This is a genomic window from Rhodobacteraceae bacterium M385 (assembly GCA_025141835.1).
In the GTDB taxonomy this organism is placed as follows: domain Bacteria; phylum Pseudomonadota; class Alphaproteobacteria; order Rhodobacterales; family Rhodobacteraceae; genus Gymnodinialimonas.
Map to the genome: position 1 here is coordinate 2,678,291 of CP081102.1, position 26,039 is coordinate 2,704,329.

General features: G+C 60.7%; 26 protein-coding genes and 1 riboswitch. Of the genes, 8 read left to right on the plus strand and 18 right to left on the minus strand.

The features are described 5' to 3' along the window. Nucleotides 1–14: 14 nt before the first annotated feature. From cobI to K3728_13090, 6 genes are read right to left on the minus strand one after another with little or no spacing between them, the layout of a single operon-like run. On the minus strand, nucleotides 15–752 hold the full coding sequence (cobI, locus tag K3728_13065) for a precorrin-2 C(20)-methyltransferase (GenBank protein UWQ94625.1): 738 nt from the start codon (nucleotides 750–752) through the stop codon (nucleotides 15–17). Then, nucleotides 749–1,378, minus strand: a complete 630-nt coding sequence (locus K3728_13070) for a precorrin-8X methylmutase (GenBank protein ID UWQ94626.1) — start codon at nucleotides 1,376–1,378, stop codon at nucleotides 749–751. The genes cobI and K3728_13070 overlap by 4 nt, the downstream gene beginning before the upstream one ends. A gap of 2 nt (nucleotides 1,379–1,380) precedes the next feature. After that, a complete protein-coding gene (locus tag K3728_13075) occupies nucleotides 1,381–2,505 on the minus strand; it encodes a hypothetical protein (GenBank protein ID UWQ94627.1) in 1,125 nt (374 codons plus the stop codon). After that, nucleotides 2,502–5,774, minus strand: a complete 3,273-nt coding sequence (gene cobN / locus K3728_13080) for a cobaltochelatase subunit CobN (GenBank protein ID UWQ94628.1) — start codon at nucleotides 5,772–5,774, stop codon at nucleotides 2,502–2,504. Before cobN ends, K3728_13075 begins: the two co-directional genes overlap by 4 nt. 6 nt (nucleotides 5,775–5,780) lie before the next feature. Continuing rightward, nucleotides 5,781–6,833: a cobalamin biosynthesis protein CobW gene (gene cobW, locus K3728_13085; GenBank protein UWQ94629.1), complete on the minus strand. Its 1,053-nt coding sequence runs from the start codon at nucleotides 6,831–6,833 to the stop codon at nucleotides 5,781–5,783. A 3-nt stretch (nucleotides 6,834–6,836) separates the two neighbouring features. Then, nucleotides 6,837–7,232, minus strand: coding sequence for a DUF1636 domain-containing protein (locus K3728_13090; GenBank protein ID UWQ94630.1), 396 nt, complete (start codon nucleotides 7,230–7,232; stop codon nucleotides 6,837–6,839). Between the two features lie 32 nt (nucleotides 7,233–7,264). Next, nucleotides 7,265–7,462: riboswitch (cobalamin riboswitch) on the minus strand. A 70-nt stretch (nucleotides 7,463–7,532) separates the two neighbouring features. Between K3728_13090 and cobO the strand changes: the two genes are divergently transcribed. The 3 genes from cobO to K3728_13105 all read left to right on the plus strand — a co-directional run bounded on the left by cobO (nucleotide 7,533) and on the right by K3728_13105 (nucleotide 10,357). After that, the gene (cobO, locus tag K3728_13095; GenBank protein UWQ94631.1) at nucleotides 7,533–8,141 is read left to right on the plus strand and encodes a cob(I)yrinic acid a,c-diamide adenosyltransferase; all 609 of its coding nucleotides are present in this window, start codon (nucleotides 7,533–7,535) and stop codon (nucleotides 8,139–8,141) included. A gap of 30 nt (nucleotides 8,142–8,171) precedes the next feature. Next, on the plus strand, nucleotides 8,172–8,753 hold the full coding sequence (locus tag K3728_13100; GenBank protein UWQ97559.1) for a two pore domain potassium channel family protein: 582 nt from the start codon (nucleotides 8,172–8,174) through the stop codon (nucleotides 8,751–8,753). A gap of 158 nt (nucleotides 8,754–8,911) precedes the next feature. Further along, the gene (locus tag K3728_13105) at nucleotides 8,912–10,357 is read left to right on the plus strand and encodes a cobyric acid synthase (GenBank protein UWQ94632.1); all 1,446 of its coding nucleotides are present in this window, start codon (nucleotides 8,912–8,914) and stop codon (nucleotides 10,355–10,357) included. On the opposite strand, the gene K3728_13110 is transcribed toward K3728_13105, so the two are convergent. From K3728_13110 to K3728_13125, 4 genes are all read right to left on the minus strand, one after another. Next, nucleotides 10,352–11,146 carry an alpha/beta fold hydrolase gene (locus tag K3728_13110; protein ID UWQ94633.1) on the minus strand — a complete coding sequence of 265 codons (795 nt, stop codon included), beginning with the start codon at nucleotides 11,144–11,146 and terminating at the stop codon, nucleotides 10,352–10,354. The genes K3728_13105 and K3728_13110 overlap by 6 nt on opposite strands. Beyond that, the gene (locus K3728_13115; protein ID UWQ94634.1) at nucleotides 11,146–12,255 is read right to left on the minus strand and encodes an LLM class flavin-dependent oxidoreductase; all 1,110 of its coding nucleotides are present in this window, start codon (nucleotides 12,253–12,255) and stop codon (nucleotides 11,146–11,148) included. Before K3728_13115 ends, K3728_13110 begins: the two co-directional genes overlap by 1 nt. A gap of 178 nt (nucleotides 12,256–12,433) precedes the next feature. Next, nucleotides 12,434–13,756 (minus strand): TRAP transporter large permease, encoded by a 1,323-nt coding sequence (locus tag K3728_13120; protein UWQ94635.1) that lies wholly within the window; start codon nucleotides 13,754–13,756, stop codon nucleotides 12,434–12,436. Between the two features lie 13 nt (nucleotides 13,757–13,769). Then, a complete protein-coding gene (locus K3728_13125) occupies nucleotides 13,770–14,324 on the minus strand; it encodes a TRAP transporter small permease (protein ID UWQ94636.1) in 555 nt (184 codons plus the stop codon). Between the two features lie 207 nt (nucleotides 14,325–14,531). Between K3728_13125 and K3728_13130 the strand changes: the two genes are divergently transcribed. The 3 genes from K3728_13130 to K3728_13140 all read left to right on the plus strand — a co-directional run bounded on the left by K3728_13130 (nucleotide 14,532) and on the right by K3728_13140 (nucleotide 17,098). Continuing rightward, entirely contained in the window at nucleotides 14,532–15,608 is a 1,077-nt protein-coding gene (locus K3728_13130) for a C4-dicarboxylate TRAP transporter substrate-binding protein (protein ID UWQ94637.1), read from the plus strand. A 69-nt stretch (nucleotides 15,609–15,677) separates the two neighbouring features. After that, nucleotides 15,678–16,562, plus strand: a complete 885-nt coding sequence (locus K3728_13135; GenBank protein UWQ94638.1) for a polysaccharide deacetylase family protein — start codon at nucleotides 15,678–15,680, stop codon at nucleotides 16,560–16,562. A 2-nt stretch (nucleotides 16,563–16,564) separates the two neighbouring features. Further along, entirely contained in the window at nucleotides 16,565–17,098 is a 534-nt protein-coding gene (locus tag K3728_13140; GenBank protein ID UWQ94639.1) for a cupin domain-containing protein, read from the plus strand. 3 nt (nucleotides 17,099–17,101) lie between these two features. On the opposite strand, the gene K3728_13145 is transcribed toward K3728_13140, so the two are convergent. The 7 genes from K3728_13145 to K3728_13175 form a co-directional block, all read right to left on the minus strand. Further along, nucleotides 17,102–17,533, minus strand: a complete 432-nt coding sequence (locus K3728_13145; GenBank protein ID UWQ94640.1) for a GFA family protein — start codon at nucleotides 17,531–17,533, stop codon at nucleotides 17,102–17,104. A gap of 37 nt (nucleotides 17,534–17,570) precedes the next feature. Then, nucleotides 17,571–18,191 (minus strand): glutathione S-transferase family protein, encoded by a 621-nt coding sequence (locus K3728_13150; protein ID UWQ94641.1) that lies wholly within the window; start codon nucleotides 18,189–18,191, stop codon nucleotides 17,571–17,573. A gap of 18 nt (nucleotides 18,192–18,209) precedes the next feature. After that, a complete protein-coding gene (locus tag K3728_13155; GenBank protein UWQ94642.1) occupies nucleotides 18,210–20,585 on the minus strand; it encodes a xanthine dehydrogenase family protein molybdopterin-binding subunit in 2,376 nt (791 codons plus the stop codon). Continuing rightward, complete coding sequence (locus tag K3728_13160) at nucleotides 20,582–21,052, minus strand: (2Fe-2S)-binding protein (protein UWQ94643.1); 471 nt, start codon at nucleotides 21,050–21,052, stop codon at nucleotides 20,582–20,584. Before K3728_13160 ends, K3728_13155 begins: the two co-directional genes overlap by 4 nt. Nucleotides 21,053–21,055: 3 nt before the next feature. Next, the gene (locus K3728_13165; GenBank protein ID UWQ94644.1) at nucleotides 21,056–21,874 is read right to left on the minus strand and encodes a xanthine dehydrogenase family protein subunit M; all 819 of its coding nucleotides are present in this window, start codon (nucleotides 21,872–21,874) and stop codon (nucleotides 21,056–21,058) included. A gap of 101 nt (nucleotides 21,875–21,975) precedes the next feature. Continuing rightward, nucleotides 21,976–22,641, minus strand: coding sequence for a TetR/AcrR family transcriptional regulator (locus K3728_13170; GenBank protein UWQ94645.1), 666 nt, complete (start codon nucleotides 22,639–22,641; stop codon nucleotides 21,976–21,978). Continuing rightward, nucleotides 22,638–23,129 carry an OsmC family protein gene (locus K3728_13175; protein ID UWQ94646.1) on the minus strand — a complete coding sequence of 164 codons (492 nt, stop codon included), beginning with the start codon at nucleotides 23,127–23,129 and terminating at the stop codon, nucleotides 22,638–22,640. Before K3728_13175 ends, K3728_13170 begins: the two co-directional genes overlap by 4 nt. A 90-nt stretch (nucleotides 23,130–23,219) precedes the next feature. On the opposite strand from K3728_13175, the gene K3728_13180 reads away from it, so the two are divergent. Further along, the gene (locus K3728_13180) at nucleotides 23,220–24,176 is read left to right on the plus strand and encodes a cyclase family protein (protein ID UWQ94647.1); all 957 of its coding nucleotides are present in this window, start codon (nucleotides 23,220–23,222) and stop codon (nucleotides 24,174–24,176) included. Nucleotides 24,177–24,187: 11 nt separating this feature from the next. Next, on the plus strand, nucleotides 24,188–24,772 hold the full coding sequence (locus K3728_13185; GenBank protein UWQ94648.1) for a glutathione S-transferase N-terminal domain-containing protein: 585 nt from the start codon (nucleotides 24,188–24,190) through the stop codon (nucleotides 24,770–24,772). On the opposite strand, the gene K3728_13190 is transcribed toward K3728_13185, so the two are convergent. After that, nucleotides 24,769–25,950, minus strand: a complete 1,182-nt coding sequence (locus tag K3728_13190; protein ID UWQ94649.1) for an FAD binding domain-containing protein — start codon at nucleotides 25,948–25,950, stop codon at nucleotides 24,769–24,771. The genes K3728_13185 and K3728_13190 overlap by 4 nt on opposite strands. Nucleotides 25,951–26,039 lie beyond the last annotated feature (89 nt).

The following is a 26,039-nucleotide window of genomic DNA, read 5'->3' on the forward strand; positions in this document are numbered from 1 at the left end:
TGCTGTTTCATCGTTCATGGTCGACGCCCCTGCCCATGCACCACGATGATCGAGAAATAGGGCAGTGTTTCTTCGGTATACTCCCCCAAGGGCCGTACCGTTTGCCCCTCCATGCTGGCGTATTCTACAAGGACCGCGCGGTCATACTTGCCCGCCGCTTGCAAGGCGCGGCGCACCTTAGGGAGGTTGCGGCCGATCTTCATCACCACCAGAGCGTCGGCCCGTGTCATGGCATCGGTCAAGGTCGCCTCGTCCAACGTTCCCATGACCGTGGACAGGATATCATCGCCCCAGGTGATCGGCGCGCCCGAGGCTGTCCATGCCGCCGACATGCCGGTGATTGCGGGCACAACCTGCACGTTTCGGGCGGGGTTCAGGCGCGTGTAGAGGTGCATGAAAGAGCCGTAGAAGAACGGGTCGCCTTCGCACAAAACCACGACATCTTCACCCGTTGCCGATAACGCCCGCAGATGGTCGGCGCAGGACGCGTAGAAATCTGACAGAACTTCATTGTAGCGCGGATCGCTGAGCGGAATTTCCGTTGTGACGGGATATTCCATCGGAAACTCAACAACATCCTGGCGCAGCATTCCTGCTACAATCGAGCGCGCTCGGCCAGCACGGCCCAACTTGCGGAAGAACGCCACATGCTTGGCCCCTCGCACAAGGCGGTCCGCCCGGACGCTCATCAGGTCCGGATCACCGGGGCCAAGGCCCACACCGTGGATCGTACCCGTCACTTGCCCGCTCATTCTGCGCGGCTCGCTATGGCGTTGATGGCCGCGACCGTGATTGCGGAACCGCCAAGACGTCCCTTCACGATCAGCGACGGCACCGGGTCCGCTTCCCAGAGGGCATCTTTGCTTTCACGGGCTCCGACGAACCCCACAGGGCAGCCGATGATGGCGGCCGGGCGCGGGCAGCTTGGATCTTCCAGCATTTCCAGCAAATGGAACAAAGCGGTCGGCGCGTTCCCGATAGCCACCACAGCGCCTTCCAGACGGTCGCGCCATAGCTCCAATGCCGCGGCCGACCGAGTTGTGCCCAACTCTGCCGCCAGCGCGGGCACGCGGGCGTCGCGCAGCGTACAGATCACGTCGTTGTCCGCAGGCAGCCGTTTGCGGGTGACACCTTCGCTCACCATATAGGCGTCGCAAAAGATCGGCGCGCCCGCATCAAGGGCGGCACGGGCCGATGTCACCATGCCGGGGGCGATGTGGACGTCATCCTCCAACCCGACAAGGCCCGCCGCGTGGATCATACGGACGACGACTTGCTCATCCTCGGGGGTGAAGCGTGCCAGATTAGCCTCGGCCCGGATCGTGGCGAAGCTCTCCAGATAAATCGCGGCTCCGTTTTTCTCGTATTCATAGGGCATGGTCAGGCTTGGATATCCTTGAAACTAAGGGTTGCGGGCAAGCCGCGTTTGATGGGCGCATCCCATGGCGCGCCGTTGGTGACAAGATCGAACCCGTCATTGGTGGCGACCAAAGTATGGTCCGCTGTGCGGGGAAAGGCGCAGCCCTTGGCACAGCCAGAAACATGGAGGCTTTCGCCAAAGGGTAGGTCTTGCGCCAAGCGTCGCGCGATGGCGCGGGTGGGGCCCAGTGCCTGCGAACAGCCGGGGAAGCCTGTGCAGGCGTGCACCTTCAGCAAGGGATTATCGGGGGCGCAGAATCCTTCGGCGATTTGCGGCGAGGAGCCCATGGCGAGGAGCCGTCTGCCCGGCAAAATCCGCAGTGCCTTGATCCCTGTGTCTTCTGCCAGCCGCCGTAAGGCAGCGGCCTCCACCTGCCCGAAGGGCACGCCAAGGATGGTGCCGTAAGTACTGCTGCACGGGCTCTCATCGTGGCGCCGCGCTGCCGTTAACCAGACATCTGGCAAGGATGTGGTTTTCAGATGCTTTGCCATCCGACCCGCTGCGCGGCCGCCACTCTCGACGAACCATGTGACCAGATCCTTGAGGGCCGCCATCGCCGTGTCCTCGGTCACGGGCAAACCGCGCGCCGCGCCATCTGCGACAAGGATCAGCGTGTCATCGGCGCCGCGCTCTAGCCGAATATCACCGGGCGCATCGTTTACCCAAGGTGCATCACCTGTATCGATGACATAGCCGAATTTTGAAGGTAGATCAGGGAGTTCCGACAACGACTCCAACAGGTCCAACGCCAGCCGATGGGTCAAATCCCCCGCCGACCATTCCGGCGTCATCACGAGATTTCGCCGCCCCTCCTGTGCCGGGTCCTCGTCCAGCAGATCAGCCGACAAAAGCGCCTCGATTACCGCGTCATGATCTGCCTCGGTCACACCGCGAATTTGCAGGTTTGCCCGGCTGGTGAGTTCAATCATGCCCGTGCCAAATTTCTCTGCCACCGAGGCCAATGCCCCGACCTGATCCACGCAGACCTCGCCCAACCAAGGGCGTATCCGCACAACCAACCCGTCGCCGGACGCCATGGGGCGATAGGCACCGGGGCACCAACCTTTGACCACTGGCCCACTCATGACGACACTTCCAGTTCTGCAAGAATCGAGTTTCTGCGCGACTGCCAGAGCTTTGCGGCATGGAGCGCGGCGAAACGGTCTTGCATCGCGGCCAAAGCGCCGGGATTGGCGTCTTGCAGGAACGACGTGACCTCTGCGTTCCCAAGGGTGGCGTCGTAATAAGCGTCAAACAAATGCGACGGCACGACGGGGGCCAGTTGCGCAAAGGCGGCCATATTCTCTAAGGTCGCGGCGATCTCTGCCGCGCCACGAAAACCGTGACGGCGCATCCCGGCGATCCAATCGGGATTGGCGGCGCGGGCAAGGACGACGCGGGCTATTTCCTCGGTCAGGCCACGGGCACGGGGGCGATTTGGGTCTGTGACATCAAAGTGATAGGCCTTGGCGCTGCCCCCCGTCAGGGATTGGGCTGCCAGAAACCCTGCCTCGTGGGTGGCATAGTCTTCGGCCAGTAGGATGTCTGTCTCGGGGAGGTCTTGCAGGTGTACGAAAGCATCGGCTTGGGCCACGCGGGCGCGCAACGCGTTTTGGTCTTTGCGGACGCTGTCGCCGTCCAGCGCATAGGCAGAGGCGGCAAGCCATGCCTCGCCTGCCGCGGCCTTTGCGGCCTCGGAATAGTCGCCGATCTGCGGGCCGATCCCGACGCCAAAGCTGCCCGGCGCGGGGCCGAAGACGCGCGCCGTATCACTGCCCGCATAGGGGTTCCAATCCGGTGCTTCATCCCGTGCCGCAAGGCTGCGGACCGCTTGGTTGAATAGGGCCGATAGGGTCGGGAACACATCCCGGAAAAGGCCCGAGACGCGCAGGGTCACGTCGATACGGGGTCGGTCGAGTTCGGCGATCGGTAGGACTTCGATCCCTGAGACACGCTCGGACCCTTCATCCCAAAGCGGACGCACGCCAAGAAGAGCCAAGGCCATGGCGAATTCCTCACCGGCCGTGCGCATGGTGGCGGACCCCCAGAGGTCGACGATCAGCCCCTTGGGCCAATCGCCCTCGTCTTGCAGGTGGCGGCGCATCAACTCATCGGCCAGCACGCACCCCTGCGCATAGGCCGCGCGCGACGGCACCGCGCGGGGATCGGTGGTGAACAGGTTGCGTCCCGTCGGCAGGACGTCCGAGCGCCCACGATACGGGGAACCGGACGGCCCCGCCGCGATGCGCTTGCCGTCTAACGCTGCGAGGAGCGCCGCGCGTTCCGCGAGGGCCGAGGCGGTGCTGTCGAAAGTTGATTGCCCCAACTCCGGCTGGCCCCATACATGCAGCCCGTCGCCAAACTGGCTTTCCTTGACGTCGCACACGAAGCCATCAATCCGGGTAATTGCCTCGGCCGAGCACGACGCGGCATCGAGACCCAAATCCCCTTCCACACCAAGGGCTTGCGCTTCGACCCTAATGTCGCTTTGCAGCCGGTCCCGGCGTTTAGGATCAAGCCCGTCGGCGTTCGAGAATTCATCCAGAAGGGCTTCCAGGCGCACCAATCGTGTAGGCGTTTGGGAAGCCTTCATCGGCGGCGGGATGTGGCCCAAGGTAACTGCCCCGATCCGGCGCTTGGCTTGCGCTGCCTCGCCGGGATCGTTGACGATGAACGGATAGATCACCGGCAACACGCCCGTCAGCGCATCGGGCCAACAGGCGTCGGACAGGGCCACAGATTTGCCCGGAAGCCATTCCAACGTGCCGTGGGCACCAATGTGAACAAGCGCGTCTGCGTGGGTCTGCATCCAGAGGTAGAACGCCACATAGCCGTGGCGGGGGACGCGAGACAAGTCGTGGTATTGCTCATCCCGAAGCGCGGGCGTGCCGCGTTCTGGTTGCAAGGCAACAAGCGTGTTCCCGCGCGACAAAATGGGCAAACGTAGCCCCTCCTCGGACGCTGCCGCGTCCTCCTCGCAGTTGCCCCACGTAGCGTAGAGCGCTTCTTGAAGGGATTGTGGCAGGCGTGAAAGCGCGGCTTTGTAGTCGGCGAACGGCCATGTGATCTCTGCCCCTTGCAGGTCATCCCCCGTTACCGTGCCCCGGGCGCTGTAGCCCGCTTCGTTAAGATCGTTAAGGATTGCATTGGCAGAGGCAATCGCATCAAGGCCAACGGCATGGGCCGCGTTCCAATCGCGGCCCGGATAGGTGGACAGCACCAGGGCCGGCACCCGGTCCGAAGGCGGTGTCGCCGCCAGTTTATGCCAAGCGGCAACCCGCGCGGCGAGCTGGGTCACCCTTTCCAAATGGGGGGTGTGGGCTTGGCGGGCGAATTGCAGATCGACGTCACGCGCGTCGGGTTCTTTGAACGAGGTGACGCCCGCGAATATGCGTCCGTCCACCTCGGGCAGCACCACATGCATGGCCAGATCAGCCGGTGACAGGCCGCGTTCAGCCTCTTCCCATGCGGCTTGGGTGGAGGTGGCCATGGCGATCTGGAACACCGGCACCCCGGCCCCGTCCAGCGGGGACATGCCCCCTGCCCCTTTGCCGGAAAACGACGTGGCGTTAACGATGGCCACAGGTGCCAGGTGGCCCACTTGGCGGGCCATCCATTCCGCCGCTCCGGGGGCTTTGAGGGAAGGCGCAAACAGGCCCATCACCGCGAAACCCTGATCGCGCAACGCCGCGAAAACGGCCCGGATCGGCGCAAGGTCTGCCGCCACGAGGTAGGAGCGGTAGAACGTCACAAGGATCAAGGGTTTGTCGCTGTCCCCCGCCAACACCGGACAGCAAAGGCCGTCTTCCGGGGTCCATCCGCCAACGCTTGGCAGGCCCTTCGCCCCGGCGACCGGGCCCGCGTAAAGGCCCGATGCCAGCGCCATTTGCGCCAGCGCCGCGTGAGCAGCGATATCTCCTCCCGCGTCGCAAAGATGTTGTAAACGGCGCAGGGTCGACACCGGGAGGGTCGAAATTTCGTCAAGCCGTGTGTCATCGCGCCCATCGGCCGGAAGCACCGCCAGCGCGATGCCCTTTTCCCGGCACAGGGCCGCAATCTGTTGCAATCCGTAGGGCCAATAAGGCACCCCGCCGATCAGGCGGATCAGGATGCCTTTCGCGCCCGTAAGTGTCTGTTCTACATAGGTATCAACGGACAACGGGTGCTTAAGTGCCGCGATATTGGCCAGACGCAGGGACGGCAAAGCGCCGTTGGCCCGATGCCAGCCCGCCGCGAAAGCCCCAAGGTCAGAATCCGAGAGCGACAGCACCACCAAGTCCGCTGGCGTTTGGGCCAGATCGGTCGGGGTCTCGGTCTCTTCTAACCCGTGACTTTCGCGGAAGACGACGTGCATGACACGCTACTCGGCGGCAACGGCAGGCGCCAACACGGCGCGGATCGCGTCGGGGGAGACGTCATCATGCTCGGCAATCACCACAAGGCGACCGACACGCGGTTCATCCGCGCCCCAAGGACGGTCGTACTGGTGCCGCACCCGTGCGCCCACGGCTTGGACCAGCAAACGCATCGGCTTGCCCGCAACGCTAGCGTAGCCTTTGACACGCAGGATGTTCTGGGCGTTGGACAATTCCTCAATCCGCGCGACCAGTTCCAAGGGGTCAGAAACCTCGGGAATGTCGATCACGACGCTTTCAAAGTCGTCATGCTCGTGGTCGTCGTGGCCGTCGTGGTGCGACGGACGTGCGTCCATATCGTCTTCGGCGGCGGCCTCGAGCCCAAGGATGATACGCGGATCAATGGCGCCTTCGGCAACCTCGACCACCGGCAAAACGCGCGGGGCTTCGGCGGCGATGATCGCCTTGGCCTTGGCAACACCTTCCGGGCCCGCAAGATCGGGTTTGGTGAGCAAGATGATATCGGCGCAAGAGATCTGATCCTCGAACACCTCGGACAGGGGTGTTTCGTGGTCGATACTGTCGTCGGCCAAACGCTGCGCGTCCACTTTCGCCACATCAGGGGCGAAGCGGCCTGCGGCGACGGCCTCGGCATCGGCCAGTGCAATCACGCCGTCCACGGTAATCTTGGAACGGATATCGGGCCAGTCAAACGCCTTGAGCAGCGGTTTGGGCAATGCCAGGCCAGAAGTCTCGATCAGGATATGTTCCGGGCGCGGGTCCAGCGCCATCAGCGCCTCGATCGTCGGAATGAAATCATCGGCGACGGTGCAGCAGATGCAGCCGTTGGCGAGTTCCATGATGTTTTCCGCCGGGCAATCGGGGATGGCGCAGCCTTTCAGGATTTCGCCGTCCACGCCCACGTCGCCGAATTCGTTCACCACAACGGCCAAGCGTTTGCCGCCGGGGTTCTGGATCAGGTGCGAGATCAGCGTGGTCTTACCAGAGCCGAGAAAACCCGTAACCACGGTGACGGGAAGTTTTGCCAGATCAGCCATTGCTTAGGCCTCCTTTTTCGTAACGGGCGGAATGCGCGCGATGCAGTTGCGTTTGAAGTGCTCGGGGCGCGCGCGCCACGGGATCAAACCGTCGTCGGTGTCGTGATAAAGGGCGATCCCTTCGGCCAGCATGTCGGGATGCGACGCCTCCAGGAAATTTCCGTAAACATAGGTCCATCGGGCGTCGCCGCCCCGGATCGCCACGGAACAGCCGCTATCGCAGTTTTGCAGGCATTCCATCGGGCGAATGGTGACGCCTTCAGGCATCTCGCGTTGGATCAATTCGTTATAGAGCGCTTGGCCGGGTCGAATGCCCTCTTCCGGTGCGTCGGTGCCGCGCAGGCATTTCACACAAACCAGCACTTCGGTTGCCGCTTTTTGGGGTTGGTTGTTCGTCATCGGTCCTCCTCCGGGGCACCCCGCCCGGGATTAACGTTTCAATAGCCGATGGCAGGTCTCCTGGCTCACGGGTCAACACGCGCCTCGCGCCTTCCCGAATTCAAAGCGAATTCAGTGGCATACGCGGGGGCGCTTACCGCTTACAGTTGCGGGGGCAGCCGCGGTATCGCACCGCGTTCCCTCTTAGGCCATTGGCTTTCGCCGCAGGCACCATCGGCGAGAACCCTGTTCATGGGCCGAAGCCCTTGTCAATCGGGGCGTTAGCCGCCAAGCCTTCCCAAAGCCGCAAGGAGAACGCCGATGACCGACGACAACGCCCGCCACGCCGAGAAGATGCGCAAGATCAAAGCCGCGCGAGACAAAATGATGGAAACCAAGACCGAAGAAAAAGGTCTGATCATCGTCCACACCGGCCCGGGCAAGGGGAAGTCCTCTAGCGGGTTTGGCATGGTGATGCGGTCGATCCAGCACGGGCTTGGCTGCGCTGTGGTGCAGTTCATCAAAGGGGATCGCGACACCGGAGAGAAGTCGTTCCTGCGCGAACGCTTTGCCGATGAGTGCCGTTTTTTCGTGTCGGGCGAAGGTTTTACTTGGGAAACGCAGGATAAAGAGCGTGACATCGCGGCCGCGCAAAACGGCTGGAAAATCGCACAGGAGCAGATCCTTGATCCGGCGATAGATTTCGTACTGCTGGACGAGATCAACATCGCACTGCGCTACGATTATCTGGACATCGACGAGGTGGTGGATTTTCTGCTGCACCAAAAGCCCCGGATGACCCACGTGTGCCTGACAGGCCGCAATGCCAAGCCGGAACTGATCGAGGCCGCTGATCTGGTGACCGAGATGACATTGCTGAAGCATCCGTTCCGTGACGGCGTCATGGCGCAGAAGGGTGTGGAGTTTTGAATGGGATGGCGTGGGAGCATCATTGATGCCATGCCCGGCTCGACACCGGGCAGCCGGTTTCGGAACCTGTTCAGTTATGTGATCGCGGGCGTCAGCCTTGGGCTTGTATTTGAAACGATCACGGCCTCGTTTGGCTATGCGTTTTTTACTTGGATCGGGGCCGCTTGGTTCTTTCTTGCTGTGTCAGTGATGTTTTTTGGCGCCGTCGTGGTGGGCGTGATCTTCTTGACGTCCCAGCACTTTAGATTGTCACCGACACGGCTGGCCCGGGACACCATGCTGTCGATCATTTTCACAATTCTGGTCTTCGCCCTGTTCCACCGGATCAGTGGTATTACCCTGTCCGGCATCTGCCCCGAAGAGCATTCTCCAGCAGATGCGCTTTACTTTTCAGCGGTCACATTTTCGACGCTAGGTTATGGCGATTTCCGCCCCTGCCCTTCGGCAACGACACGCCTTGTGGCGGCATTTCAGGCGATTTTCGGCAATTTGCACTTGGGTCTTGTCGTGGGGGCGGCGTTCTTTTTCGCGCAGGAACAGGGCAGTACCCCAGCGACTGAGCGACTACCCGACGAGGAGGTTAACGATGCTACCAACGATCGCGAGGGTTAAGCCGCCAAAGATCACCACAGAGGCAACGGTCATAAAACGGTTGTATGTGCGTTCTGACATGGAATCCTCCTGTGTTGCAGTTTCCGCTTTCTCATATTGTATATCAGAACGTTGAAGAAAAGTAAACAAATGCGGAACATTTGCGGAATGCGCCAAATATGAGCCGAGCGGTGATGATCCAGGGCACGGGGTCCAACGTGGGCAAGTCGATGCTGGTGGCGGGCCTGTGCCGCATCGCGCGGCAAAGGGGCCTTTCGGTCGCACCGTTCAAGCCGCAGAACATGTCCAACAACGCAGCCGTTACGGCGGATGGTGGAGAAATCGGGCGCGCGCAGGCGTTGCAGGCTTTGGCCTGCGGGCTGGCGCCCCATACGGATATGAATCCGGTGTTGCTCAAGCCCGAATCCGAGACGGGCAGCCAGGTTGTCGTGCAGGGTAAGCGCCTAACAACCGTGCGGGCGCGGGAATATGCCAAGCTGAAGCCGCAGTTGCTGAAAGCCGTGTTGGAAAGCTTCAACCGGCTGAAATCGCGCCATGATCTGGTGATCGTGGAGGGTGCGGGATCTCCGGCAGAGGTGAACTTGCGCGCCGGAGACATCGCCAACATGGGGTTCGCGCAGGCCACGCAAACGCCCGTGGTGCTGTGCGGAGACATCGACCGAGGCGGCGTAATTGCGCAGATCGTGGGCACGCAGGCGGTGATTTCGTCCGAGGATGCCGCCCTTGTGCGTGGCTTCATGGTCAACAAGTTTCGCGGCGATCCACGCCTGTTTGACGACGGCTACAGGCTGATAGAACAACATACCGGATGGCGCGGTTTCGGGGTGATCCCGTGGTTTTCGGATGCGGCCAATCTGCCCGCAGAGGACGCGCTGGACATCACTACGCGCACCCAAGCGGAGGGGCTGCATATCGTTTGCCTGCGTCTGTCGCGTATTGCGAACTTCGACGATATGGATCCCCTAGCCTTCGAGCCCGACGTGCGCCTAACGATGCTCTCGGCGGGAGAGGCCATTCCCGGCGACGCCGATGTGGTGATCGTGCCCGGCAGCAAATCCACGCGGGGCGATCTGGCCTATCTGCGGGCGCAGGGGTGGGACGTGGACCTTGCCGCGCATCTGCGTCGAGGCGGGCACGTCTTGGGCATTTGCGGCGGATATCAGATGCTTGGCACATCCATCGCGGACCCCGATGGGATCGAGGGGCCAGCAGGCACTGACCCCGGTCTTGGGTTGTTGGATGTGGAAACCGTGATGACGGGCGACAAACGGCTCACGCAGGTGGCGGCGGTTCACGCGCCATCGGGGACGCAGTTCAACGGCTATGAAATACACATCGGGCGCACCCAAGGCACCGATAGCGCCCGCCCCTTTGCGCGAGTGAACGGCCAATCTGAGGGCGCGATCAGCCCCAACGGGCGGGTCAGCGGCAGCTATCTGCATGGGATGTTCCGCGATGATGCTTTTCGCGGCGCGTGGCTGGCGCAGTTCGGGACCGCCGCCACGGTCAGCTATGACGCCACGGTCGAGACAACTCTGGACGCCTTGGCCGCGCATCTGGAGGGCGTGATGGATATCGACGCCCTCCTGAATGTCTCTTTATAGGTCCAGGAACTCTGCGATCGCGGCGTTGAACGCCTCGGGGGCATCGATGTTGGCCACATGGGCCGCATCGGGGATCGAATGGTAGACACCGCCCGGTGTTGCATCGGCCATTTCCTGCATCACCGCAGGGGCCGCGCCCATGTCTTTGTCGCCGCCCACATAAAGGATCGGCGCTTTCGCTTGCGGCAGGTGCCGCAAACAATCCAGCCCTTTAAGCGCATGACAACAGGCGATGTATCCCTGCGGATCATTGGCCAGCACCATGGCGCGGATTTCGGCCAAGCGTGCGGGGTTGGCCTTGCGCCAATCCTCGGTCAACCAGGAGGCCAGAGTGCCTTCCACAATCGCCTCTAGCCCCCCTTCTTCCACGGCAGCGATGCGGCCATCCCACATGGCTTGGAACGGCGGCGGCGCGTCGGCGCGGCCATCGGCACAAACAACGCGTGTGATCCTGTCGGCGTGATCCACCGCAAGCCCCATGCCTGTCATACCGCCCATGGAAAGGCCCATGAAGGAGGCGGTCTCGATTTCCAGCGCATCCATCAGGGCGATCACGTCGTTGTTGAGGTCCGCGAAAGTTGTCGCCCCCACCGTGTCACTGCCCCCATGGCCGCGCGTATCGTAGCGCAGGACGTGGTATTTTGTGGTCAGAACCTCAATCTGTTCGTCCCACATCGTCAGGTCTGCCCCGAGAGAATTGGAGAGGATGATCCAATCCTCCCCGCGCCCATCCATGCGCGTGTTCAGCGCATGAGTGCCTAGATCAATCCGGCTGCTGCGATCCGCCATTATGCGCCCCCTACTGTGGCTTTTGCCTCTGCCGCATCGACGGCCGGCTTCACCCGTTCGGCCAGAAGCACCATGTTGCGACGAGACAGTTCTACATCGGCCCAATCTTTGCCCGCCACCAGAAGCGTGCCGAACTGGCCCGTTTCCTCCCGGAAGGAAAGCAACTCATCTGCCACCTTGTCTGGCGTGCCCCAGATAATCAGGCGTTCGCATACGTGATCCAGCGTCACCTCATCATCGGGCTGATCGCGGTGTTCTTTGAACAGGTTAATACGCCCGTGCTTTTTCAGTTTGGTGAACAACTGGCTGTAATAGAAGCGATAGGGGCTGTTTGGATCGGTGGCATAGGCGCGGGCCGTGTCCATATCGTCGGCCACGAAAACCGACTTTGCCACCCGCCAATTCGCCATATCCGCGGTGCGGCCCACCCGTTCGCAGCCCTCTTTATACTTTGGCCAATGGGACGCGACCCATTGGGGCATCAGGAAGTTGGCCGAGATCGGGTCCCACCCCCGCGCGGCGGCCTCTGTCACACCCTTGGAGAACGGGGCAACGGCGGTCACAACGATGGGTGGATGCGGGTCGTTCTGCAAAGGCTTGGGCATGATGCCCTGCCCGATATCGGTCATCGCGGTCCGCTCTGTGGAGACGTTCCAATACTTGCCTTCGATGTTATAGGGTGCGTCGCTTTCCCAAATTTTCAGAACCGTGTTGATACACTCTAGAAACATCTCTTGCCGGTTCGCATCGAGGTTGCCAAAGGCCTCGGCGTCCGAGGCCAGACCACCGGGAGAGATGCCAAAGTTGAACCGCCCATCCAGCATATGATCGAGCATCGCCACTTGCGCCGCAACATTGGCCGGGTGGCTGTTTGGCAGGTTCACCGTACCGGTCCCAAGGCGCATGTTCTTCACGGCGGAGGCCAGCGAGGCGATGAACATCGTGCAGCTGACAATCTGTTCCGCACGGTCTGTCACATGCTCGCCCACATATGCCTCGGTGAAGCCCAACTCGTCGGCCAGCAGAAACGCCTCCCGATCTTCGGCGAGGCATTTGCGCCAGTCCTTGTCGATGGGATGAATTGGCATCGTGAAGAACCCAAGGTCCATGGTGCAGTCTCCGCTTCCAGTTACGAGTTGAGGATATGTCCCGTGGCACCCGCAGGGAAAATCAAAAGGAATCGCCGTTCCTATTAGAAAAGTTGATAGCCCGATTTCGGGTGCCCTATTTGCAAAAGCCCCACCTTGTTGGCGGGGCTTTTGAACACTGTCCGATTGCAGGCGTTCGCTATCGCCCGAACATGACTTCCGGCAGCCAAGTCGCAAGGCTGGGGATGAACAACACGATCAAAGCCGCCGCCAGGATCAAGATGAAATAGGGCGTGGAGCCCAGAAAGATTTCTCCCAAGGTGACGGATGGGTCAGGCACGGCGCCTTTGACCGTGTAGACAAGCAACCCGAATGGGGGCGTCAGAAGGCCCGCTTCGATCACCAGGATGCCGAAGATCGCGAAGGCCACCGGGTCAATCCCCAACACCACCGCAATCGGAGAGAAGATCGGCACCGTCAAAAGGATGATCGACACGGAATCGACCAACATGCCAAGCACGATCCAGATCAACATCATCAATCCGATGATCATCCACGGCTCGGCCCCAAGGTTGAAGAACAACCCCTGAATGAACGGCACCGCGCCGCCAATCGCCAAAAGCCGCGAGTACATCTGGGCGGTGATCAGCAAGAACATGATCGGCGCCGTCGTGCGGCCCGCCTGATAGATCGCCTCGAGGATTTCCTTGCCGCGCATCCCCTTGATCAGGCCGATGATAAACGCGCCGATCGCGCCGAAACCTGCTGCTTCTGTCGGGGTGAAGAACCCCTGCCAGATGCCGCCGATCACCAACATGATAAGCCCCAGAATGCCCAAGCCGCCGATCAACTCGGATCGCACCTCTTGCTTGGTCAGCGGCACCAGTTCCGCTTGGAAAGACGGGGCGATTTCCGGCTTGTGGGCGACCGAGATGATGACGAAAGCGGCAAACATCAGGGCCAGCAAGATACCGGGAATGACCCCCGCGATGAACAAGGCCCCGACGCTCAACTCTGTCAGGATCGCCCAGACGATTAACAACACCGACGGCGGGATCAACATCCCCAAACAGGCCGAACCTGCCACGGCCCCCAACGCGAAGGTCCGTTTGTAGCCTGCCTTTTTCATCTCCGGGTAAGCGATGCGCGAGAAGGCGGCAGCGGCGGCAATGGACACGCCCGTTACCGCTGCAAAGACAGTGTTGCCGGCGATGGTTGCAATGGCCAGACGCCCCGGCAGACGCTTGAGGCTACGGTCGCAGATGCGGTACAGATCCCCGGCCGCCCCGGACCTTGATATAAAATCTCCCATCAAGACAAACAGCGGAATCACCACGAATACATCCTTTCGGATCGCCTCGTAGGCCGTGTTGCCAAGAATTGAGATTGCGGCCTCGAAACTGCCTAACATTAGATAAACGCCAAGGCCGGAACAGACGGCCAAGGCCACGCCAATGTGCGTGCCCAACAAGATCAGCAAGATCAAGAGACCCAGCATCCACAGGACGATATCACCTCCCATTACGGCTCTCCCCTTAATCCACGTGTGCCGGAGCCATCGCTCCCGGCGCTTCAATTTCGTTGTCCAACTTGCCCATCCAGTCGAGCACGATCATTTGGAGGTACGCTAAGGCGACGAAGCCCGACATCACCAGAACGACGCCGCGCACGGGCCATGTGGGCACGCGGAGCGACCCTTCGCCCTCGTACTCGCCGATCCGGTAGGCGTCGAAGAACGAGTCGCTTGTGCTCCAGACAAGGGCCACAAAAACCGTGATCCCCAGAAGCGCCGATATTGTGCGCAGGATGCGACGCAGACCTGCTGGCACCGCATCGGCAAATACCGAGGTCCGCAACATAGAGCCGGAATAGATCGCAAGGGGCAGCTGCAAAAAGGCGATAGAGACCACCGAATTTTGCAAAATCTCTTTCGTTCCGGGCACCGGCGTGCCCAGAAATTTACGGCCCATAACGTCGCAAAAGATAAGCAACGCCAGCGCCATAGTCCAAAAAGCAGACACCAAGTGTATGCCCCGTGATAGTTTGATCGGCACGCCCATCAGACCCTCCCCGTCCGTTGCTTGCGACAATTTTGGAAACGCTACTGGATCAGCGCCGTGGGTCAAGCTGTTATTTAGCAATCGATAAATAGTGAGCCAGAAAGCTTGACCGATGCGCCGTTTTGTGAGGAAGTGCGCTAGATTAGCGACCGATAAATAAGGGAAGCATCCAAACGGATAGACGAAAACAACAGCGGATCGCTGACGAACTATCGCCATCAATGGGAGGAGAAAACAATGGCAACACTGGCTTTTTTACGAGGGACGACCCTTGCGGCGGCCGCACTGACCTTAGGCTCAGGCGCGGCGCTGGCGGATGATTTCACCCTGCGCATCGGCGCCGGGCACCCCAACGGGCCGACAGTCTATGTCTCTGACGTAGCAGACTTTTTTGTCCCAGAGGTCGTACGGCGCGTTGCAGAAGAAACCGATCACACCATCACTTTCGTTGAAGGGTACGGCGGCTCCATCGCGGGCGTGGCGGAAACGCTGGAATCCGTTGAAAACGGCATCCTAGACATCGGCGCCTATTGCATGTGCTTCGAGCCCGCCAAGCTGTTCTTGCACAACTTCCCCTACTACGCGCCCTTCGGCCCGCAGGATTCTGAACAGCAGATGGCAGCCACTCGTGCCGTCTACGATCAGGTGCCGTGGCTAGAGGAACAGTTCACCGCGGAATACGGCCAAGTGCTTTTGGGCTTGCACGGGTGGGATAACTACCACCTTGGCACCACCGACCCTTGGGAGACGGTCGAAGATCTGCAAGGCGTGAAGATCGGCGGCGCGGGCCCCAACCTGCCATGGTTGGAATTTGCCGGAGCTCAACCGGTGCAATCGACGCTGCCTGACGGCTACCTGTCGCTGCAAACCGGCGTCTACAATGGCTGGCTGATGTTCCCCTCTGCCTACCTTGGCTTCCGCTTCTATGAACCTGCGCCCTACTATACCCTAATCGGGTTCGGCGCGATGGGCGTGAACGTGTTGACCATGAATGAGCGTAGCATGTCGCGGTTGCCCGAAGACGTGCAGGCGATCATCGTTGAAGTTGGTGCCGCCTATGAGGCGCAAGCGGGTGCATCGCTGAATGCGCGTCAGGTCTCGGGTCTGGAAGGTCTGGCCGAAGCTGGGGCCACGATTTCGGAAATCACGCCAGAGGTGCGCAGCGGTTGGGCCGAGTCCCTCGCGTCGTTCCCCGGCCAGCAAGCAGCCGAGGCCGATAGCCGCGGAATGCCGGGCACCGAAGTGATGCAAGCCTACCTCAATGCGGTGGATGAAACAGGCTACGAATGGCCTTTCAGCTACACCATCGAGTGAGCAAAAACTTGATCGGGGCGGCCTAAACGGGCCGCCCTTTTCCTTTCCCCCTGTCTCGGAGTGCTCTTTATGGCCCTGTCCGATCGCATCCCCTACCAAGCCATCGTTGACCGCCCGAAACTGCGTCTTCCAGACGGCAAACGGGTGGCCGTTTGGGTGATCGTCAATGTCGAGGAATGGCGCATCGAAAACCCGATGCCCCGCACGGTGCTGCCGCCCCCCATGGGCCAGCCCCTACTACCCGATGTCCCAAATTGGAGCTGGCACGAATACGGCATGAGGTCGGGCTTTTGGCGGCAATATCAAGCGCTTGTGGACCGAGGCATTCCCGCGTCCCTAGCAATCAACGGCAACGTCTGCGCCAGTTATCCCCGTGTCGCGGGCGCCGCGCTTGAGGCCGGATGGGAATTCATGGGCCACGGGCTTCTGCAAGGCCCCATGCATCGGCTGGATGATCAAGAGGGCGCGATTGCCACGGCCTTGGATCAAATCGAATCCTTCTGCGGCACCCGCCCCCGCGCCTGGGAAAGCCCCGGACTGACCGAAACCGAAGAGACGCTGGATCTTCTGCGCAAACATGGGGTGGAATATGTGGCCGATTGGGTGATTGATGACCTGCCCCAAGACGTCACCACCCCGTTCGGGCGCGTCACTACCCTTCCCTATTCGGTCGAGACCAACGACATCGCGGTCTACGCCCTGCAAGGCCACCGCTCGGACGAGTTCCTGACGCGGGGTCGCGACCAGTTTGACCGTCTCTATGCCGAGGGCGCGACCAGCCCGCGCGTTATGGCGATCTCGGTCCACCCCTACATCACCGGCGTGCCCCACAGGATCAAATATCTGGAAGAGCTGCTCGATTACGTCGGCCGCCATGAGGGCACGCAATGGATGACCGCCAGCCAACTTGGCGATTGGTATCGTACTGAAATGACACGGGTAACAGGAGAATAGGAATGGAAATCAAGGACATCAGCGTTGAGGAAATGCAGGCGCGCGTGGCGCGCTATCGGGAACTCAAAGCCTCTCCTCAAGCTTTTGTGGACACGCGCATTCCTGAGTATGAGCGTGACATCTACAATGTGATCGGGCGGGGCGTGACCGAGGATGCGGGGCTTGCACCCTCCATCGTGGATTCGCGCTACTTCGGGATTACCTATGTGGGGGCAGAACCCGGGAAAGGCGCGGCCCTTCATGCCCATGAAACGATCGAGGTTTTCATCCCCCTCACCGGCCGTTGGGCTGCCGTTTGGGGCGAGGATGGCGACAAGGAAATCGAGATTGAGCCCTTCGACGTCATCTCCTTCCCGCCCGGCATTTACCGTGGGTTCCGCAACATCGGGGACGCACCGGCGATGTTAATGGCGATCATCGGCTCAAAAGAGACCACCGGAGACGGCGGTCGCGTCGAATGGGCCCCCAGCGTGCTAGAGGCGAGCCATGCCACGGGCCTGCGGGTGAATGAAACTGGCGATCTAGAGGCCAAGTAGTCGTTAGCCGTCCGGGTTCTCGCGATTGCGCTTGAACCCGGTCATATCCGTGAATGGCGGCAGCCAAGCCTCGCGCCGCTCGGTCCAGACTTCATAGGTGGGGCGGAAACGATCCGGCTGGTCAAAAGCGCCAAGGTGAACCTCTATCTCGTCCCCGGATTGCGCAAAAACGGATGATCCGCATGTCGGGCAAAAGCACCGTCCCTGATACGCGCCGAAGTCCCCTTTGATCTGGACGGCATCCTTTGGCCAAATCGCCGCCCCGTAGAACAACGCCCCATGATGCTTGCGGCATTCCAGGCAATGGCACAGCCCAACCCGCACAGGTGCCCCTGTCGCCGTGACCCGTAGCTTCCCGCACAGACACCCCACTTCATGCTGTTCCACTCTCGGCTCCCTCCCTGCCCCCACACCTGAACGCAAAACGCCGGACATCCCTGCCCGGCGCTGCCATTGCTCTATGGTAAACGGCTTACGCCACGCCTTCCAGCTTCCGGTTTGCTTGAACCGAGGGGCGCTGCTTCATCCGCTCGTAATGGGCACGCACATTCGGCGGCAAATCCCAACCGGCCACATCTACGGCCCAGTATTCGTTATAATAGAGCGCTGTATCGGCGATGGAGTAATCGCCCATCAGCCATTCCTTGCCCTCCAACTGCTCATCCACCACGTCGAAAGCGGCCATCATCGCCTCTTTCCCGCGCACCTTCAGCTGTTCCACGGCCTCGGGGATGTCCGAGTACGCATCGGGGCGGCGGTACATGCGCCACGACAACATGTGGACGGTGCCGATAATGAAATCCATCGCTTCAAGCGTGCGGATCATGCCCTCCGTATCCGTGGGCATCAGGTTCTTTTCGGGATGCTCCAGCGCCAGATACATGGCGATTGCCGCATATTCGGTGACGACACTGCCGTCATCGCGCACAAGGGCGGCGACTTTCCCCTTGGGGTTCAGGGCCAGATACTCCGGCGTTTTCTGCTCTTTCTTCGAGAAGTCCACGATCTTCAGATCATAAGGAATGCCGATTTCTTCTAACAGAACATGAATGCCAATCGAGCAGGTTTTCTTAGCGTAACAAAGCGTGGTCATGGGGTCTCCTTCAAGGGGCTAAACAGTGCCGAGCGCTTCTAGAATGCGCTCGGGCGTCATGGGCATTTGGTGGATTTGCGCGCCCAAGGGGCGCAGCGCATCGTTGACCGCGTTCATCAATGCAGCGGGCGCGCCGCCGGTCCCGGCCTCGCCTGCGCCTTTCGCGCCAAGCACACTGGTTTTTGTGGGCGTTTCGACGTGCGCAATGGTGATGTCGGGCATCTCAAACGCCATCGGCACAAGGTAGTCGGCCATGGTGGCGTTCTCAAACTGACCGTCCTCGGAATAGATGCATTCCTCGTAGAACGCGCCGCCGATGCCTTGGATCACACCGCCGCGAATTTGTTCGTCGACCAACTTGGGGTTAATCACCCGGCCGCAATCTTCCACCGCCCAGAAGTTGAGAATTTTTACAAAACCCGTGTCCGGGTCCAACTCGATCTCGGCAGCCATGGCGGCATTGGTGAAAACGAAGGGGAAATCAGTAACGCGGTAGTGGCGGGTGGCCACGAGTTCCGGCGTCATGTCCGAGGGGAGTTCGTTCCCCCGATAGTAAACGGTGCGGGCCAAATCGCTTAGGCTCATGCGTTGGGTGCCGTCCTTGTCGGTGATATGACCATCAACGATATCAAGGGCTTCGGGCTTGGCTTGCAGGATTACGCCCGCTACGTCCAACACCTGCTCTTTCAGGGCATGGGCGGCTTGTAGCGTCGCCTCCCCTCCGATCCCGGCGCCCCGTGACGCCCAGGTTCCACCGCCGTAGGGCGTGGTTTTTGTGTCGCCGGTCGTCACCTTCACCCGGTCCATTGCGACGCCAAAAACCCCGGCCGCGATCTGCGCAAGGATCGTGTTGGTGCCCTGCCCCTGCTCGGTCACCGAGGACGACACATGGATCGCCCCGCCGGCTTCCAGCCGGATGGTAGAGCCGTCCTGGCTGGCAATCGGCGCGCCGCCGATGCCGTAGAACATCGGGCTAGGGTTCGTGACTTCGATCATCGAAACGAGGCCAAGACCACGATGGATACCCTGCGCCCGCAGCGCCGCATGCTCGGACCGCTTGGCGTCGTAATCCATCGTCTCGATCAGCTTATCGAGCGTCTTGTGATGGCTCAGGTCATCCAACTTCATCCCCGTGGCCGAGGTACAGGGATAAGCATCATCTTTTACAAGATTACGGCGGCGGATTTCGACCACATCCATACCGATCTTATGGGCCGCCTCTTCCAGCAACCCATCGGCTACGGCCATGGCAATCGGGTGCCCCACGGCGCGATACTGGCACATCAGGTTCTTGTTTTGGAACACCACCTTGGCGTTGGCGCGGTAGTTCTCCAGCGCATAGGGCGCGCCGGTCAGGTTCAGAATCTGGTTCGCCTCTATCGCCGAGGTGCGCGGATACATCGAATAGGGGCCAATCCCCGTGATGTCATCAAAGGCCAGCGCGGCGATCTCCCCCTCTCGCGTGACCGCGATGCGCCCGTGAACCACATGGTCACGGGCGTGAATGTCGGTAAGGAAACTCTCTAGGCGATCCGCCACGAACTTCACCGGCCGTTGCAACAGTTTCGCCGCTGCCGCTGTGGCGATCTCATCCCCATAGGTGTGGATCTTTATCCCAAATGACCCGCCCACATCGTTCGAGATCACGCGCACGTTTTCTTCCGGCAAGCCCAAGTGCTTGGCGAAGATAAATTGCATCATATGAGGAGCTTGGCCCGAGTAGTGACAGGTCAGCGTGTCCTCGGACGGATCATAATCCACGACGCTTGCGCGGGTCTCCAGCGTCACGCCGGTGTGGCGACCGAAACGGAACGTGCGCTCGACCACGGTAACGTCATCGCGGGCAAAAGCGGCGTCTGGATCGCCCGCCTCAACGGTGCGTTCCCAGGCAAGGTTATTGCCGAAGTCCGGGTGGATCACCGGCGCGTCAGGTTCCAACGCCCGTTCCATATCTGTGGCAGGGGGCAGGTCTTCAATGTCCACGAAGACCAGCGCCGCCGCGTCCTCGGCCACGGCTCGAGAGCTGGCGACAACCATCACCACCGGCTCTCCGGTCCAGCGAACGGTATCGACGGCCAAAGGCATTTGCGGCGCAGAGCGCAGGCCCGCCATATGGCTGAGCACGCCCACGTAGGGCTCCACATGATCGGCCAGATCAGCCCCGGTATAAATGGCGATGACACCGGGCACGGCCCGAGCCTCATCAAGGTCAATCGAGACGATCCGACCATGGGCCACGGGCGAGCGCACAAAGCCCGCGTGGACCATGCGGGGCAGTTGGATATCGTCCACAAACTTGCCCCGCCCCTGCAAAAGACGCTTTGTGTCGGGGCGGTCAACGGGCTTGCCGATGAGGGAATTAGGCTTGTCAAAAATCGTCAGAGGACCGCTCATGAGCCTTCCCCCTCGATCACATCACAAACGGCATCGACGATGGATTGGTAACCGGTGCAACGGCAGTAGTTGCCGGAAAGATGCTCGCGGATGGCAGCGCGATCGGCTCCGCCACCGCCTTCCACATACTCCAGCGCGCTGGCCAACATGCCCGGCGTGCAATAGCCACATTGCAAAGCGTTGCGGTCGATAAATGCCGCGCGTAGGGCCGACGCCCGGTCGCCGTAGCCCTCTATTGTGGTGACTGTCGCACCGTCCGCTTGCACCGCAAGCATGAGGCAGCCGCGCACCATGGCGCCGTCTACCTCCAGCGTACAGGCGCCGCATACACCGTGCTCACAGCCCACGTGGCTGCCTGTCAGCCCCAGCGTGTTGCGCAGAAAATCCACCAGGTTCTGGCGCACCGGCACAGCGGCGCTTGCGGTTTCGCCGTTCACGGTGACCGAGATTGTTTGAGTATCAGTCATGGCTCACAACGCCTCCAACGCGCGGGTCAGGACGACGCCTGACAGGTGCTTTTTCGTAGGGATGGCGGCATTGAGGTCGCCGGAGTACGGAAGCTCAGCCAAGGCGGCGACGGCGTCGATCACACTACCCCCCTTGTCCAAAACCTCTTCCGCGTCGAAAGCCCGTAACGCTCTGTCAGATATCGAGAAGAACGCGACGCGGTGGGCGTTATCGCGGCGGGCCACAGCGACACCAGCCATCGCATAATCGCCATGGCGTCGCGCCAATTCATAGAAGGCAAAGCGGTCGTTCGGCGCGGCAACCGGAATGGCGATCTCAGACACAAGCTCCCCCTCCTTTAACGCGGTCTCGTACATGCCAAGGAAAAAGTCTTTGGCCCCGTGAGTGGTTGTGGCTTCGGCAGATTGCACCGTGATCTGCGCGTCCAGCGCCAGCAACAGCGCGGGCATTTCGGCGGCCGGATCGGCCAAAGCAACGCTGCCGCCAATGGTGCCCCGGTTTCGCACGGCGGCGTGGGCGATGTGGGGCAAAGCCATCGCCAACAACGGCGCGTGTTCGGCCACCGCGCCTGAGCGGACCAATTCCACATATCGGGTCATCGCGCCGATGCGCAGCATCCCGTCACTTAGGGTGATGCCGCGCAGGTCCTCCAACGCCGAAAGATCGACCAAAGTGCCGGGCTGCGCGAGGCGGAAGTTCATCATCGGCATCAGGCTTTGCCCGCCCGCCAAGGGCGTCGCATCGCGTTCTTCATCCGCCAGCAGCGCCAGCGCCTCCGCTACGGAAGCAGGCCGTTCATAGTAAAACTCTGCCGCTTTCATGTCTCCCCCCCCAAGGCCGCGCAATGGGCCGCTGGAGCTAATTTATCAATCTATAAATAACTAGCAAGGGGAAATTGGAAGACCAATTTAACCGTTTAAAATTAGGTAGTTGCAGCCTCTCTTACCGAAGGGATTTGCAGCAGGAAGCTGTCAATTGCTGTCTCGATCACGAAGGATTTGTTGTTCAGGATCGAGACTTCGTAGATCAGCGTCCGCACGCCGTAATAGTAAATACCGCCATGCATGATCCAGGCGGCTTCAACCTCTTCATCGGTGGGGTGAAGCGTATCTAAACCGGCTTCAAAACGAATTTCTTGTAGGATCGGTTCCAGGATTCGTTCACGCACCAACTGCATGTAGCGGCGGTTGATATCGACGCCTTTCAGGCCCGAAAACAGGAAGATTCGCATCCAGTCATTGTGGAAAACGACCTCGGTATAGGCATCGTAAAATTCTACCAGACGCTCCCGCAATGGACGCGAGCGGTCGCGCAACAAAGTGCCCCACTCATCCTGCCAGCGCTTCACATAGACCGCGTCGTAAACCTCCGCGATTAGGTCATTTTTTGACGGGAAGTACCGATATAACAGAGGCTGCGTGACCCCTAATCGGCGGGCCAACTCGCGGGTCGAGGATTCAAACCCTTCCTGCGCGAAGAACTCGATCGCTTTGGTCAAAAACTCTTGCCGACGCTCCTCCGACGACAGGCGGCGGCGCGGCTGCTTGGGGGGCTCGGTCGGGGCGGTCGGGTCAGGTTCACTTGTCACGCATCATGCCATTCGTTGTCTAATTTCAGGCGGTGGCCGACGATGACGCCCTCCGCTAGGCTCTGCTCTAGAAAGCAGCCTTTTTTGGCGGCGTCCAGCAAGGTGCGTTGCTGATCGGCGCTGGCGTCACTGTCCAAAGCCACATCAAGCGAGAAACCGACAGGCGCAGTCACGTAGGGATCGTTGCCCTCCTGCTCGCCCTTCCAATGCAGGCGAGCGTCCACTTCCACCCCGCGCAGGTCGATCTTCAGGCGCTTGGCGAAGGCGCGGATCTGGGTCATCAGGCAGCCCGTCAGCGCAGCGGTGAACAGGGCCAGAGGCGGCGGCGCGGTACCATCACCGCCATGGAACGGGCCTTCATCGGTGGCCAATTCAAACGTCTCTTTCATCATCGGCCATTCGACCGAAATATCGTTGCGCATCTTCCCCGACGCGACGCCCTTCCCTTCAAAGATTACGTCAAAGGTTTTGATTGCTTGGTCTGACATTGAATCCCCCCTGTTGCGTGTTCGTTAACCCAACGCTAGCATCTATTTATCATTCGATCATTAAGAAACTCTGTTTGGGAGGACAGGACCATGGCCAAGCTGACCCGTCAGGACATTTATGATACCGCGAAAGAGCTCTCTAACTGGGGACGTTGGGGCGATGACGACCAAATCGGGACATTGAACAATGTCACGGCCGATGATGTGGTGGCGGCGGCCAAGCTGGTTCGTAAGGGCAAGACCTTTGCGCTTGGGCTTGATCTGAAAGAGAAAATCCAATCCGGCCTGTTTGGCGGGCGATGGAACCTGATCCATCAGATGTTGGCCACTGGCACCGATGCGGTACAAGGTGAACAGGATGGCGACGGCAAGGCGTACCTGCGCTACGCCGATGACGCGATTAACCTGCCCTGTCAGGGTGGCACCCAATGGGACGCGCTGTGCCACATCTTCCTCGATGAACAGATGTATAACGGCTATCCGGCGACAGATGTGACAGTGAACGGCGCGAAACGGTTGGGGATCGAACATGTGCGCGATAAGATGGTTGGCCGCGGCGTGCTGCTGGATATCGCGCGCTGGAAGGGTGTCGATAGTCTGGATGACGGCTATGGCATCACCAACGCCGATCTGGATGGCTGCGCGGCGGCGCAGGGGGTCGAAATCCGCAAGGGCGACTTCGTGATCGTGCGGACCGGCCATCAGGAACGCTGCCTCGCCGCCGAAGATTGGACCGGCTACGCGGGCGGTGACGCACCGGGCCTATCGTTCGAGACCGCCCGCTGGATCAAGGCCCACGACATCGCCGCAATCTGCGCCGACACTTGGGGGTGCGAGGTGCGCCCCAATGAAACGGACGAGGCAAATCAGCCTTGGCACTGGGTCGTGATCCCCGCCATCGGCATTTCGATGGGAGAGATTTTCTATCTGAAAGAATTGGGCGAAGATTGCGCTGAGGATGGCGTTTACGAATTCCTTTTCACCGCCCCGCCCCTGCATATTCCCGGTGCGGCGGGCTCTCCGATCAACCCGCAAGCCATCAAGTAGGAGTTGATCCGATGATCCTTTGGGGGCGGCCAAGTTCGGTCAATGTGCAGAAAGTCCTGTGGGCTTTGTCCGAGTGTGCATTGCCGTTCGAACATCATATTGTCGGGGGGAAGTACGGCGGCACAGATACGGCCACGTTCAAAGAGATGACCCCGGTGCCCCGCGTACCGGTCCTGCAAGACGGTGATCTGACCCTGTGGGAAAGCCATGCCATCTTGCGGCACCTCGCCGGGGGCGTATCTCCTTTGGCTGACCAGTGGATGGAATACACGACCTCCACCCTGCAACCGGCTTTTCTGCAAATGTTCTATGAGCTTGTGCGCACCGCTCCGGCAGATCGCACCAAGGACGCCGAGGCATTGAAGGCCACGTTTTTGGCCGCGATGGCGCCCTTGGAATGGCAATTGCGCAAGACCCAATGGCTTGGCGGAGACAGCTTTGGCATGGCCGATATCGCGGCGGGCGCAATGATGGTGCGGGCTTGCGATCTGTGTGATCCCCTTAGCCCTCAGGTCGCGCGGTGGTACGAACAGTTGCAAGCGCGGCCTGCCTACCGCGCCGTGGTCATGACATCTTACGAAGAACTGCGCGCCTAATCGAAATCCGCCACGGCTGTCTGGCGCATGATCTCTGCCATATGGGGGTTATGGCGACCATCCATCGGGTCGCCATGTTCGGGCGCTTGCGCCATGTATTGCCCCAGCATCTGCGACCGCGCATATGCAGCGCGAGAAGCCTGACAGCGCTCCGCCGAATAGGCCTGTAGGCCCGCCTCCACATCCTCGTTCACATGCCGCGCGAGGGCCAAGGCATCTTGCGCCGCTTTGGTCACGCCCATCCCCACATGGGGCCGAGCCACGCAGGCGGCGTCCCCCGCCAGCGCCACCCTTCCCTGCGCGAAAACGGGGGACAGGTGGTCGTAGATCGGTGTGAAAAAGGGCCGCTCGCTTTGGCGAAGCACATGACGGAACACATCAGGTAAGACCTGTTCAGCCTTCGCCTCCATCTCGGCGACGACCTCATCGCGTACCAGTGGCGGCGGGATCGACACGCCGTGGCGCTTGCCGCTTGCATCGGTCAGCATCGCGTCCAGATCATCGGTCGCATAGGGCACGTACCAAACAAAGTTATAGCGCCGATGGCCGGGGCGTAGGTCGTTGTTTTCCCCGGCAATTGGGTAGCCCACAATCTGCGTACCCGTGGGTAGGAACAGGCCGAACACGTCAAACAGACGTTCGTGAATTTGCGGCGATAGGGCGGCTTCCGGGGCCAAGGCCCGCCACACGACATAGCCCGCGTATTGCGGCTGCACCTCGGGCAGAAGCTGCCCCCGCACGGCAGAGCGGAAGCCATCGGCGCCCACCAGCATATCCACCCGCTCCTCTGCCCCACTGGCAAAGGTCAACGAGACGCCCTCGGCATCCTCTGCATAGGTCTCCAAGGCTGCGCCCAAATGGTAAGACGCGTCGGGGATCAATCGGCGCAACGTCTGGTGCATCCTGTCCCAAGACGTCACGATTTGCGGATAGGGCAGCGTGGCGCAGGGGGCGCCGTCGCGGTCAAAGGCCACCCGGTCGTAGACCAGCACGCCAAGGTCCGATGTATCCGCCCCCACCTCTGCCAACGCGTCGAGCAACTGGGGATGGGTCACAATCCCCGCCCCGCGCCCCGCCAAAGCGACCGAGGAGCGCTCAAACACCTTGACGTTCCACCCCGCATTTCGCAGCGTCGCCGCCGCGAATAGCCCGCCAATCGAGCCACCGATAATTGCCACTGTTCGCGTCAAGAAACCTACCTCTGGATTAGCTGCTTCCCTTCTTATTTATCACCCTATAACTAAAAGGCGAGCCATGGGGCACAATT